Origin of the sequence: Pseudomonas sp. 65/3-MNA-CIBAN-0223, from assembly GCF_040310425.1 — a bacterium.
Classification (GTDB): Bacteria; Pseudomonadota; Gammaproteobacteria; order Pseudomonadales; family Pseudomonadaceae; genus Aquipseudomonas; species Aquipseudomonas gregormendelii.
Genome location: NZ_JBEOPV010000035.1, coordinates 18976 through 31381 on the forward strand (window position 1 = coordinate 18976; position 12406 = coordinate 31381).

The following is a 12406-nucleotide window of genomic DNA, read 5'->3' on the forward strand; positions in this document are numbered from 1 at the left end:
GTTGATGGACCGGCAGATCACCGCTTCAACCTGCTGTTACTGCGGGGTCGGCTGCGGCGTGCTGATCGAACATGACGGCGAGCGCATTCTCGGCGTCAGCGGCGATCCGGCCCACCCCGCCAACTTCGGCAAGTTGTGCAGCAAGGGTTCGACCCTGCACCTGACGGGCGATCTTGCGGCACGGGCGCTCTATCCGGAACTGCGCCTGGGCAAAACCCTGGCCCGCGCCCGTACGGACTGGGACACCGCCCTGGATCACGCCGCCAGCGTATTCGCCCGCACCATCGCCGAACACGGCCCGGACAGTGTGGCGTTCTACATCTCCGGCCAATTGCTGACCGAGGATTACTACAGTTTCAACAAACTGGCGCGGGCGCTGGTGGGCACCAACAACATCGACAGCAACTCACGCCTGTGCATGTCTTCGGCGGTGGTCGGCTACAAGCGCAGCCTCGGCGCGGATGCCCCACCGTGCAGCTACGAAGACCTGGAGTCGAGCGATTGCGTGATGATCGTCGGCAGCAACATGGCCTACGCCCACCCGGTACTTTTCCGGCGGCTGGAAGAGGCCAGATCCCGCCGACCGCAGATGAAAGTTATCGTTATCGACCCGCGCCGCACCGACACCTGTGACCTCGCCGACTTGCACCTGGCGATACTGCCGGGCACCGATGTCGCCCTGTTCCACGGGATCCTGCACCTGTTGCTGGTGGAGGACCAGGTTGATCATGACTTTATCGACGCGCACACCCAGGGGCTGCCAGAGCTGAAAAGCCTGGTGCGCGACTACAGCCCGCAGAGGGTCTCGCAACTGTGCGGGATCAGTGTCGAACAGCTGCGGCAGTGCGCGCAGTGGATCGGCACTTCGCCGACTTTCCTGTCGTTGTGGTGCATGGGGCTCAACCAGTCCACGGCGGGCAGCGCCAAGAACAGCGCGCTGATCAATCTGCACCTGGCCACCGGGCAAATTGGCCGCCCAGGCGCAGGACCTTTCTCGCTGACCGGTCAGCCCAATGCCATGGGCGGACGCGAAACCGGCAGCCTGTCGAACCTGCTGCCAGGCCATCGCGACGCCGCCAATGCCGAGCATCGTGCGGAAGTGGCGGCCTACTGGGGCGTTGAGCAACTGCCGCACACCACCGGGCTGAGCGCCATCGAGTTGTTCGAACAGGTGCGCAGCGGCCGTATCAAGGCCTTGTGGATCGCCTGCACCAACCCCGCGCAATCGATGCCCGACCAGAGTGCCGTGCGTGAGGCCCTGCAGGCATGCCCGTTCGTGGTGTTGCAGGAAGCCTTTCGCACCACTGAAACCGCAGCCTTTGCCGACCTGCTGCTACCCGCCGCGAGCTGGGGTGAAAAAGAGGGCACTGTGACCAACTCCGAGCGGCGCATTTCCCACGTGCGCCAGGCTGTCATCGCCCCTGGCGAGGCACGGCCGGACTGGGCCATCACGGTGGATTTCGCACAGCGCCTGGAAAGACATCTGCGTCCAGAGCACGCCAGCCTGTTTGTCCTCGACACGCCGGCGCAGATCTTTGACGAGTACAAGCAACTGACCCAAGGCCGCGACCTGGACTTTTCCGGGCTCAGCCATGCCTTGATCGACCAGATCGGCCCGCAGCAATGGCCCTTCCCGCCCGGCGCCAGCCAAGGTACCGCGCGCCTGTACGGTGACGGAATATTCCCCACCGCCAACGGCCGCGCGCACTTCATTGCCGACCCGTATCAAGCGGCCAAGGAACAACGGGATGCGCGGTTTCCCCTGACCCTGATCACCGGGCGCCTGCGCGATCAATGGCACGGCATGAGCCGCACCGGCACCGCTGCGCAGCTGTTCGGTCACGTCAGTGAAGCGGTGTTGAGCCTGCACCCGGATGAGCTACGCCGCCATCGCTTGCAGTCCGGCGACCTGGTCAGCCTGAACAGTCGCCGTGGCGCGGTGGTGCTGCCGGTGACCCGTGACGAGAACGTTCGGCCAGGCCAGGCGTTTTTGCCCATGCACTGGGGCGACCGGTTTCTCAAAGGCGGGGTCAATTCGCTGACCCAACCGGCCTTTGATCCCCTGTCGAAGCAGCCGGAACTGAAGCACAGCGGCGTGCGACTGGAGCCGATAAACCTGCCGTGGCGGCTGTTCGCCCTGGTCGAAGGTAACGTTCAACAGCAACTGGAGCGCCTGCGACCCCTCTGTGAGGAATTTTCCTACGCCAGCCTGAGCCTGGCTGGCCGTGAGCGCCCGGCGCTGCTTATACGGGCTGCCAGCGCCTCGGCGCCCGACGCCCAGTTATTGCGCGACATCGACCAGTGCCTGGGCGTGGATGAAGGCCCGGTGCTGGCCTACGAGGACGTGCGCCGCTCGATCGGCAAACGCGTACGCATCGAACACGGCAGGATCACCGCCATCCGCCTGGCCGGGGAAACCCTGGCCCAGCACTGGCTGCAAAACCTGTGGCTCGAAGGGCGCGCCGATGAACCACTGCGGCGCTGGATGCTGGCCCCCTTGAGTGCACCACCCGGCGACGGCGCCGCCATTGGCACCGGCAACAAAACCCTGTGCAACTGCCGCAATGTCAGCCACAGCGCGGTTTGCGCGGGAATCAGTCGAGGCCTGGACTTGCAGGGTCTTAAACAGCAATTGGGTTGCGGCACGCAGTGCGGTTCATGCGTCCCGGAAATCAAGCGACTGCTGGCCGCCACGGCTCAGCCAGTCGCCGTTATCTGATGAGGAAAATACGATGAGCGCAAAAGTCTGGCTGGTGGGTGCAGGTCCTGGATACGCCGGTGGCCATGATCGAGAACGCCTCCCTGGCGCATCGGCGCGAATGCCGCAGCGACCTGAGCGCCATGGAATAGGATGCGAGTGCGTTTGAACTGAAAAGCCCGGCGATTCTGGTGATTGGGGCTGTGGGCGGACGATCTTTGGGGCCACCGCAAAATCCGGATAAAACCCAAATCGCAGGCAAAGAAAAGCCCGGCCTAAGCCGGGCTTTCCTCAGAGCTGCGAGCTAATTACTTAGCTTGAGCTTCAACCTGCGCTTCTACGCGACGGTTTACAGCGCGGCCAGCTTCAGTCGCGTTGTCAGCAACTGGGCGGGATTCGCCGTAGCCAACAGACTGAACGCGGGACGATTCAACACCGTACTGGTTGGTCAGAACTTGCTTAACGGCGTTTGCACGACGCTCAGACAGCTTCTGGTTGTAAGCGTCAGGACCGACGGAGTCAGTGTGACCTTCAACAGTGGTGCTGGTCGATGGGTACTGCTTCATGAAGTCAGCCAGGTTCTTGATGTCGCCGTAGCTGTTGGTTTTAACAACAGATTTGTCGAAATCGAACTTAACGTCCAGCTCTACACGAACAACTTCAGCAACTGCTGGGCAGCCGTCAGCGTCAACAGTTACGTTGGCTGGGGTGTCCGGGCACTTGTCAACGTTGTCGCAAACGCCGTCGTTGTCGCTGTCGGAGCAGACTTCAGCTGGTGCTGGAACTGGAGCAGCAGCAGGCTTGGAGCCGCCACCGAAGTTCACACCGATACCGACGCTAGGAGCCCACTCGGTGTCGCCCTGGTCGATGTTGTATTGAGCTTCAACGCCAGCACGGGCGTAGAAGTTCTCGGTGAAGTACAGCTTGGCACCGCCGCCAACGTTGGCGAAGGTGGAACGGTTACGACCGTTCGAGCCGTTCTGATCGATGCTCTGATCGGAGAAACCGGCCGAAACGTATGGACGAACCATGTCGCCTGGGTTGTTGAAGTGGTACAGAGCGTCCAGAGCGGTGTTAGCGCCCTTGATGTTCTGGCCGCTGTCGGAACGGACATTGTGCACTTCGTCGTAGGCCAGACGCAGTTCAACGTCGTCAGTCAGGAAGTAACCTACGGAACCGCCGAACAGGTTGCCGTCATTCTTGAAGTTACGAGCGCTGTCGAATTGTTCTTTCTTAGCGAAGCCTTCGATTTCAACTGCGCCTTGGCCTTGTGCCAGAGCGCCGAACGAAGTGGCGGCAATAAGAGAGCCAATGGCCAAGCCCAAGGTGTTTTTCAGTTTCATCCGTTAAATCCCCATCTGGTGATTGTGAAGCAGTCCCGCAAACCGGGGGACAACTCGGCGGCAAGTCTATCAGAACTTGCCTACACGTAAGAGATATTTGCGTCGAACTAAGTTTCAGCTACGCCTGCAAATTTCTCACGCAATTTATCTAGAGCACGTTTGTAACGCATTTTTGTTGCACTCAAACCCATGTGCATGATGTCTGCGATCTCCTGAAATTCCAGCTCTGCGACAAATCGTAGCACCAGAATTTCGCGGTCAATCGGGTTCACATACACCAGCCAGCGATCAAGTCCACCCTTTTCCTCGGCTTTGGGCATCTTTTCTTCAGATGCTTCCTCGAGGGGGTCGAGACTCAAAGCGTCCATCAAGCGACGCTTACGCCGTTCCTTACGATACTGTGTGATGCATTCGTTGTACGTGATGCTGTAGAGCCAGGTCTTGAACTTCGATTTCCCCTCGAAGTTCTTCAGGCCATACAACACCTTCAGCATCACTTCCTGACAGACATCGTCTGCGTCGCGATCGTTCCCAAGATATCGTGCACAGACGTTAAATAATGTTCTCTGGTAACGCCGCATCAGTTCTTCATAGGCGCGCGTTACGTGAAACAGCTCGGTATGCGAGCGCGCGACCAGCTCCTCATCAGAGAGCTCGCGGGGGTCGTAGCGCGTGGAGAGCGATTGAGCTTTATTCAAAACAAGTCGGGCCGACAGTCAGGTCAATGTCCGCCGCAGCCCTTTCCAGGGCCATTTGCGGCGGCATACATTAGCAGGGTTTGCCGGGTTAGCGGCTACTCACATGCTGCTCCAGGAGGATCCGATTGGAGAGAGAGACCAGCTCACCCTCGTCGGTCAGCAATGTGGTTTTAACCGTGCCGATCTCTTCGATCTGGCCTTCGACCTCGCCAACACGCACTTGTTGCCCAACCTGATACAACTCACGCACATAGATTCCCGCAAGAATCTGACCGGCAATTTCCCGGCTTCCCAATCCCATGGCCAGCGCTACAGCCAGACCAACGGTAATCAAAACGATGACGATCACATGGTTGAGCAGGTCAGTCTTGACCTCCAACTGGCTGATCGCGACCGAAATACTGATGATGATCACCAGGCCCTGGGCGATTCGCCCCAGGCCCGACGCGTAATCCAGCCCTACCCCTTCGGCGGCTCCGCGCACCAGCCCATTGGCCAGTTGCGCCAGAAGCACACCCACCAGCAACACCAGCGCGGCGCCAAAAACCTTCGGCAAATACAGCGCGAGCATGTCTAGCGTAGCTGAGACTCGCTCAAGTCCAAGAGATTCCGCAGCTGACACCAAAAAAATCAGCAGGACGAACCAATAGACGATTTTACCGATCAATGTCGAGATCGGCACCTGCAGGCCGGCGCGGGACAACAATTTGGTCAGGCCGGTGCCGCCCATCAGGCGATCAAGACCCAGCTTGGCCAGCAATTTGGACAGCAACGTGTCGAGCAGCTTGGCCACCACGAAACCCAGGAGCAGCACCACCAGTGCGCCAAAGAGGTTCGGGATGAAGTTTGCAACCTTGGTCCATAACGCTGTCATTGCAGTGACGAGGCTCTGAGTCCAGAGATCAAGTTCCATATTCAATCAGCCTTATCAGCAGTGCGAACGGTAGGTTTACGGTGACGGGAGACCGGCGAGACATGGGCCGATCCGTTATTCAGGGCGATCATCAGCGCGGGCAACCAGCGGCCCAGCAAGCTGAACAGATCACCGGCGCCGACCTGGCGGTTGGCGGTTTTCAGTACACGTCCAAGGCACGCATCGTCGTCCCGGGTGGACGGTGATGCCTTGAGCATGTCGCGCAAAGACTGTTCAAACGGATCGTGCATACGCACCTCTCGTGATGTCTGTGAAAGACGCGATCAAATTTGCCCGGGTCACATGACGCATCGTCAGACCCAACGCAAACGACGGAATAACCACCACTGCCCGAGCGCCACCGAGACCATCATCAGGCAGGCCACAAGGAAGCCATAGGGGCTCTCGGACAACGGAATTCCGCCGACGTTTATACCCAGCAGACCGGCCAGGAAACTCATCGGCAAAAAGATCCCGGTGATGATGCCAAAACGGTACATCGTGCGGTTCATGCGCACGCTCAAACGCCGATCTTCGGCCTCGAGGACCAACCCCACCCGCTCCCGGGTCAATTCCAGCTCTTCGAGATAACGCGTCAGGCTGTTGTTCAATTCGTTCCAGTAATCGGCATCGTCATCGACGAACCAGGGCAATTTGATCCGCGTCAGCTGGCCGAAAATATCGCGCTGCGGAGCGAGGAATCTCTTCAGCGCAGCCGCCCTGCGACGGATCTGCAAAATGGCTCCATGCTCGGGCGTATACCGTTCGTCGGCATCCAGTTTTTCTTCTTCCTCATCGACCACTTCCGAGAGGCAACTGACCAGATCCTGCACCTTGTGGGTGAGCAGCTGGGCCATATAAAGGATGAGTTCAGAGGCGGTTTTCGGGCCTTTGCCTTCTTCGAGCTGCGCCAGCAATTCATCGGTGGCCCGCAACGGGCGCAGGCGCAGGGAAATGACCCGCTGCGCCGAACCGAAGATGCGCACGGAGACCATATCTTCCGGTTCCGCCCCGGGGTTGAGGTTGATGCCGCGCAGAAACAGTAAAAATTCGGAGTCCGGCAGCGGCAACAGGCGCGGCCGGGTGTTCTCCTCAAGCAGCAGGTCGCAGCTGAACTCGGTCAGGCCGCTGTATTTGCGCAGCCAGGTCTGGGTCTGCGGATGACTGCGGTCCCAGTGCAGCCACAGGCTTTCGTGGGCCTGCAACTGCAAGTCATCGAGCTCAGTCCGGGCTATCGAACGCGCACCGCCTTTACCATCCAGCACCAGGGCATGCACCAGCCCCCACTGCGCGTTGTCTTCCTCGAACATCCTCACCCCTAAGTTGGTCGCGCGTGCTTACTCGGGCATCTGCAGCGGGCTGGGCGAGATGATCACGCCGTTGTTGTCCGCATAGATGTATTCGCCCGGGCGAAAGGTCACGCCGGCAAACGTCACCGGGATGTTGATTTCGCCGACTCCACGCCGGTCGGACTTGCGTGGGTGGCTGGCGAGGGCCTGAACGCCCAGGTCGGTCTGCGCAATGATATCCACGTCGCGTATGCAGCCGTAGATCACCAGGCCCTCCCAGCCGTTCTTCGCGGCCTTCTCGGCCAGCATGTCACCCAGCAGCGCGTGACGCAGGGAACCGCCGCCGTCGACGACCATCACTTTGCCATGCCCCTCGAGCTCGACCTGCTCCTTGACCCGCGAGTTGTCCTCGAAGCACTTGACGGTCACGATTTCGCCGCCGAAGGAGTCCCGGCCACCGAAATTGCTGAACATCGGTTCCAGCACCTGGACCAGCTCCGGATAGGCGTCGCACAGGTCAGGGGTGATGTAATGGTTCATCGAGAAACTCCTGTAGAGAGGAAGACAATCGAGATGTCGCAAAGTGACCGGAAAAGCATGATGCGTCATATCTTAGCCGCAACCCGGTGCGAGCGAAATGCCCTTGATAGAGCATTGCGCTCAGACTGCTGCGGCTAAATCCGACTGGCCAGGCAACAGCGCCGTGCGCTGGTCGACCAGCCAGCGCGCAACCAGCGGCCACACTTCGGCCTGCGCGGCTTTGCTGACGAGCATCTCGACGTGACCGAAATTATCGGCAAAGCCCTGGTCGCAACCCAGATTGACGAATTGCTTGTGCTCGGAACCGATCTGTTCGAACAGCTTGCGACAGGCCCAGGTCGGGTCCTGATGATCGCCCGCAGCACTGACGGCCAGCACCGGCAGTTGCACGTCCGCCAACCCGGCCCACCAATCCTTGTCCGCATCGCCAAAACGCCCGAACAGTCCGTACCAGCGCATGCTTTCCAGGGCCAGGCCGATCGGCTCGTCCTCCGGACCGCGCTTGAGCCTTGAACCGGAGAGCTGGGCAAAGCGCTTGAGGATGAAGCGACCGCCCCACTCCACCGGTGGGATCTTCAGCGGCCAATAGGTGCGGCTGACCTGTGTACCGAAGAAGGCGGCAGACGCCACCACCGACTCGTCGATGTACTGGCCGCCCAGCGCCGCCGCCAGGGTAATGCCCCCCAGCGAATGTCCAATCCAGTGCGCAGCCTGGCCACTTTGCTCGTGCACGAAGGCGCCAATGGCCGGCAGGTCGTAACGCGCGTAGTCGGCGACGCGGTTCTGCCGGTAACCCTGGTTGCGCTGTGACAGGCCGTGGCCGCGCATTTCCGGGATCCACACATCAAAACCGAGGCGGGTCAGATAAGCACCCAGCCCCAGGCCCTTGGGGGAAAACCAGAATCGGCGGTTGGAGAAGCTGCCATGCAGCAGAATCACCGGCACACCGCGCCGGGACGGCTCGTCGGCCATGCCCAGGCGCGTCACGGCCAGCTCGACGGTGCCGTCCGGGCTGTTGGCGGGTTTCAAACGGTAGACGTCTTCGCTCAGATCACCGCGACGTTCGGCGCTGATCAGGGCGACAGGAAATAGGTGGCTGCTGCTTTGCATAATGCTCTTGCACAAAAAAGGGCGGCGTCCAGAGGAGCCCGCCCTACTTGAATCTCAAAAAACGGCCGCCTTTGACTGTATGTCCATCCCTGTAGGAGCGAGCTTGCTCGCGAAGAACCTCAGGACACCGCGTTTATTCAGGATAAACGCATTATCGTTGACGTCCATCGCGAGCAAGCTCGCTCCTACAGGGGAGCGGCCCGCTCACACAATCAAACGGCTGCTTGACCTTCCGCCAGGAAGAACCAGGTTTCCAGTACGGAGTCCGGGTTCAGCGAAACGCTTTCGATGCCCTGCTCCATCAGCCACTTGGCCAGGTCCGGGTGGTCCGAAGGGCCCTGACCGCAAATGCCGATGTACTTGCCAGCCTTGTTGCACGCGGCAATGGCGTTGGCCAGCAGCTTCTTGACGGCCGGGTTACGTTCGTCGAACAGGTGCGCGATGATCCCGGAGTCACGGTCCAGGCCCAGGGTCAGCTGGGTCAGGTCGTTGGAACCGATGGAGAAGCCGTCGAAGAACTCGAGGAATTCTTCAGCGAGGATCGCGTTCGATGGCAGCTCGCACATCATGATGATGCGCAGACCGTTCTCGCCGCGGGCCAGGCCATTCTCGGCCAGCAGATCGATCACCTGGCTCGCTTCGCCCAGGGTACGGACGAATGGCACCATGATTTCGACGTTGGTCAGGCCCATCTCGTTGCGCACACGCTTGAGGGCGCGGCACTCGAGCTCGAAGCAGTCGCGGAACGCCTCGCTGATGTAACGCGAGGCGCCACGGAAGCCCAGCATCGGGTTTTCTTCTTCCGGTTCGTAGAGCTTGCCGCCGATCAGGTTGGCATATTCGTTGGACTTGAAGTCCGACAGGCGCACGATGACCTTTTTCGGGGTGAACGCGGCGGCCAGGGTGCTGATGCCTTCAACCAGCTTGTCGACGTAAAAATCGACCGGGTCGTTGTAACCGGCGATGCGCTTGTCGACGCTGTCCTTGATGTCCTGCGGCAGGCCGTCGTAGTTCAACAGGGCCTTGGGGTGCACGCCGATCATGCGGTTGATGATGAATTCCAGACGGGCCAGGCCCACACCGGCGTTCGGCAGTTGTGCGAAGTCGAATGCACGGTCCGGGTTGCCGACGTTCATCATGATCTTGAACGGCAGGTCAGGCATGGCATCAACGGAGTTTTTCTTGATGTCGAAGCCCAGTTCGCCTTCGAAGATGTAGCCGGTGTCGCCTTCGGCGCAGGAAACGGTCACGCCCTGGCCGTCTTTCAACAGCTGGGTGGCGTTGCCGCAACCAACCACAGCCGGGATCCCCAGTTCGCGAGCGATGATCGCCGCGTGGCAGGTACGACCGCCACGGTTGGTGACGATGGCGCTGGCGCGCTTCATGACCGGTTCCCAGTCCGGGTCGGTCATGTCGGAAACCAGTACGTCGCCTGGCTGGACCTTATCCATCTCGGACACGTCCTTGATGATGCGCACCTTGCCCGCGCCGATGCGCTGGCCGATGGCACGACCTTCAACCAGCACGGTGCCAGTTTCTTTCAACAGGTAACGTTCCATGACGTTGGCCTGGGTGCGGCTCTTCACGGTTTCCGGACGGGCCTGCACGATGTAGAGCTTGCCGTCGTCACCGTCCTTGGCCCACTCGATGTCCATCGGGCACTGGTAGTGCTTCTCGATGATCATCGCCTGCTTGGCCAGCTCGCTGACTTCGGCGTCGCTCAGGCAGAAACGTGCGCGATCAGCCTTGTCGACGTCGATGGTTTTCACCGACTTGCCGGCCGTGGCGACTTCGCCGTAGATCATCTTGATGGCCTTGCTGCCCAGGTTGCGGCGCAGGATGGCCGGACGACCCGCCTCCAGCGTGCCTTTGTGGACATAAAACTCATCCGGGTTCACCGCGCCTTGTACGACGGTTTCACCCAGGCCGTAGGCGCCGGTGATGAACACCACGTCACGGAAGCCCGATTCGGTATCGAGGGTGAACATCACGCCGGCGGTGCCGGTTTCGGAGCGGACCATGCGCTGAACGCCAGCCGACAGGGCCACCAGCTTGTGGTCGAAGCCCTGGTGGACGCGGTAGGAAATCGCACGGTCGTTGAACAGCGAAGCGAACACCTCTTTGGCGGCGCGAATGACGTTTTCGACACCACGGATGTTCAGGAAGGTTTCCTGCTGACCGGCGAAGGAAGCATCCGGCAGGTCTTCAGCAGTCGCGGAAGAGCGCACGGCAACGGCCATGTCAGGGTTGCCGGCCGACAGCGTGGCGAACGCGGTGCGGATCTCGGCGTTGAGCTTCTCGGGGAACTCGGCCTCCATGATCCATTGACGGATCTGGGCGCCGGTCTTGGCGAGGGCGTTGATATCGTCGACGTCGAGGGCGTCCAGGGCGGCGTGGATCTGGTCGTTCAGGCCGCTGAGTTCGAGAAAATCACGATAAGCCTGAGCTGTCGTGGCGAAGCCACCGGGCACCGATACACCGGCACCTGCAAGGTTGCTGATCATCTCGCCCAGGGATGCGTTCTTGCCCCCCACATGCTCAACATCGTGTTTGCCGAGCTTATCGAGGGAAACTACGTACTCTACCAAGGTGATCTCTCCACTAACTGTGTTGGAAAAGCTCAGAAGCCGGCTGCCCTGAGGGGCGTTTTCCGGCTGTATGGCCTGGACCTGGAAAATAAGTGAGAATGCGGGCCATTGGCGGCCGACAAATCGCGCCTATCATATCCAAGAATGATCATTAGCTTAAGGCCCAAGGTGCAAATGAAACGATCTGCTTTCTTTATTTCCGACGGCACCGGCATCACAGCCGAAACCCTGGGCCAAAGCCTCCTGGCGCAGTTCGAAAACATAACCTTCAGCAAATTCACGCGACCGTACATCGACAACGTGGATAAAGCGCGGGCCATGGTACAACAAATCAACAAAGCCGCCGAAACCGACGGCTTCCGGCCGATCATCTTCGACACCATCGTCAATCAGGACATTCGTGAGATCCTCGCCACCTCCAATGGTTTCATGATCGACATTTTCTCGACCTTCCTGGCGCCCCTGGAACAGGAACTGACCGAGCATTCGTCCTACACCGTCGGCAAATCCCATTCGATCGGCACCAGTTCCAATTACATGGAGCGCATCGAGGCGGTGAACTTCGCCCTGGACAACGACGACGGCGCCCGCACCCACTACTACGACAAGGCCGACCTGATCCTGGTGGGTGTCTCGCGCTGCGGCAAGACGCCGACCTGCCTGTACATGGCCATGCAATTCGGCATCCGCGCGGCCAATTACCCGCTCACCGAAGACGACATGGAGCGCCTGCAACTGCCCAACGCCCTGCGCGCCCATCAGCACAAGCTGTTCGGCCTGACCATCGACCCGGACCGCCTGACGGCCATCCGCAACGAGCGCAAGCCCAACAGCCGCTATTCGAGTTACGCCCAGTGCGAATTCGAAGTGCGCGAGGTGGAGAACCTGTTTCGCCGCGAGAACATTCCCAACATCAACTCCACGCATTTTTCGGTTGAAGAGATTTCGGCGAAGATCCTGGTGGAGAAAGGGGTGGAGCGGCGGTTCAAGTAATTCTCCAACGCCTGTTCCGGCCTCATCGCCAGCAGGCTGGCTCCCACAGGGAACCTGCGGTGCACACAAATCAACTGCGGGAGTTAGCCTGCTAGCGGTTCAAGTAATTCTCCATTGCCTGTTCCGGCCTCATCGCCAGCAGGCTGGCTCCCACAGAGAACCTGCGGTGCACACAAATCAACTGCGGGAGTTAGCCTGCTAGCGGTTCAAGTAATTCTCCATTGCCTGTTCCGG

General features: G+C 60.1%; 10 protein-coding genes and 1 pseudogene. 3 read left to right on the plus strand and 8 right to left on the minus strand.

The features are described from left to right. Positions 1 to 4 precede the first annotated feature (4 nt). Positions 5 to 2719: a nitrate reductase gene (locus tag AAEZ09_RS26945; protein ID WP_350601442.1), complete on the plus strand. Its 2715-nt coding sequence runs from the start codon at positions 5 to 7 to the stop codon at positions 2717 to 2719. 50 nt (positions 2720 to 2769) lie between these two features. Beyond that, positions 2770 to 3006, plus strand: a pseudogene (locus tag AAEZ09_RS26950) (hypothetical protein); the annotation flags it as partial. Here AAEZ09_RS26950 and AAEZ09_RS26955 read toward each other — a convergent pair. The 8 genes from AAEZ09_RS26955 to ppsA all read right to left on the minus strand — a co-directional run bounded on the left by AAEZ09_RS26955 (position 3007) and on the right by ppsA (position 11179). Then, a complete protein-coding gene (locus AAEZ09_RS26955) occupies positions 3007 to 4041 on the minus strand; it encodes an OmpA family protein (protein ID WP_045060999.1) in 1035 nt (344 codons plus the stop codon). A 107-nt stretch (positions 4042 to 4148) separates the two neighbouring features. Next, complete coding sequence (gene sigX, locus AAEZ09_RS26960) at positions 4149 to 4739, minus strand: RNA polymerase sigma factor SigX (protein WP_045060998.1); 591 nt, start codon at positions 4737 to 4739, stop codon at positions 4149 to 4151. Between the two features lie 88 nt (positions 4740 to 4827). Beyond that, a complete protein-coding gene (locus AAEZ09_RS26965; protein ID WP_008048604.1) occupies positions 4828 to 5652 on the minus strand; it encodes a mechanosensitive ion channel family protein in 825 nt (274 codons plus the stop codon). Positions 5653 to 5654: 2 nt separating this feature from the next. Then, positions 5655 to 5903: a hypothetical protein gene (locus tag AAEZ09_RS26970; protein ID WP_045060997.1), complete on the minus strand. Its 249-nt coding sequence runs from the start codon at positions 5901 to 5903 to the stop codon at positions 5655 to 5657. Positions 5904 to 5966: 63 nt separating this feature from the next. After that, the gene (gene cmaX / locus AAEZ09_RS26975; RefSeq protein WP_045060996.1) at positions 5967 to 6962 is read right to left on the minus strand and encodes a divalent cation transporter CmaX; all 996 of its coding nucleotides are present in this window, start codon (positions 6960 to 6962) and stop codon (positions 5967 to 5969) included. A gap of 27 nt (positions 6963 to 6989) precedes the next feature. After that, positions 6990 to 7481: a ribonuclease E activity regulator RraA gene (gene rraA / locus AAEZ09_RS26980; protein ID WP_045060995.1), complete on the minus strand. Its 492-nt coding sequence runs from the start codon at positions 7479 to 7481 to the stop codon at positions 6990 to 6992. Between the two features lie 120 nt (positions 7482 to 7601). Further along, positions 7602 to 8591, minus strand: coding sequence for an alpha/beta fold hydrolase (locus tag AAEZ09_RS26985; RefSeq protein ID WP_045060994.1), 990 nt, complete (start codon positions 8589 to 8591; stop codon positions 7602 to 7604). Between the two features lie 212 nt (positions 8592 to 8803). After that, positions 8804 to 11179, minus strand: coding sequence for a phosphoenolpyruvate synthase (gene ppsA / locus AAEZ09_RS26990; RefSeq protein ID WP_045060993.1), 2376 nt, complete (start codon positions 11177 to 11179; stop codon positions 8804 to 8806). A gap of 174 nt (positions 11180 to 11353) precedes the next feature. Here ppsA and ppsR point away from each other — a divergent pair, with 174 nt between their 5' ends. Then, positions 11354 to 12172, plus strand: coding sequence for a posphoenolpyruvate synthetase regulatory kinase/phosphorylase PpsR (ppsR, locus tag AAEZ09_RS26995; RefSeq protein ID WP_045060992.1), 819 nt, complete (start codon positions 11354 to 11356; stop codon positions 12170 to 12172). Positions 12173 to 12406 lie beyond the last annotated feature (234 nt).

Coding starts and splice junctions, on each gene's coding strand:
- AAEZ09_RS26945 (WP_350601442.1), top strand. CDS start 5: ATGGACCGGCAGATCACCGCTTCAACCTGCTGTTACTGCGGGGTCGGC.
- AAEZ09_RS26955 (WP_045060999.1), bottom strand. CDS start 4,041: ATGAAACTGAAAAACACCTTGGGCTTGGCCATTGGCTCTCTTATTGCC.
- AAEZ09_RS26965 (WP_008048604.1), bottom strand. CDS start 5,652: ATGGAACTTGATCTCTGGACTCAGAGCCTCGTCACTGCAATGACAGCG.
- AAEZ09_RS26970 (WP_045060997.1), bottom strand. CDS start 5,903: ATGCACGATCCGTTTGAACAGTCTTTGCGCGACATGCTCAAGGCATCA.
- cmaX (WP_045060996.1), bottom strand. CDS start 6,962: ATGTTCGAGGAAGACAACGCGCAGTGGGGGCTGGTGCATGCCCTGGTG.
- rraA (WP_045060995.1), bottom strand. CDS start 7,481: ATGAACCATTACATCACCCCTGACCTGTGCGACGCCTATCCGGAGCTG.
- AAEZ09_RS26985 (WP_045060994.1), bottom strand. CDS start 8,591: ATGCAAAGCAGCAGCCACCTATTTCCTGTCGCCCTGATCAGCGCCGAA.
- ppsR (WP_045060992.1), top strand. CDS start 11,354: ATGAAACGATCTGCTTTCTTTATTTCCGACGGCACCGGCATCACAGCC.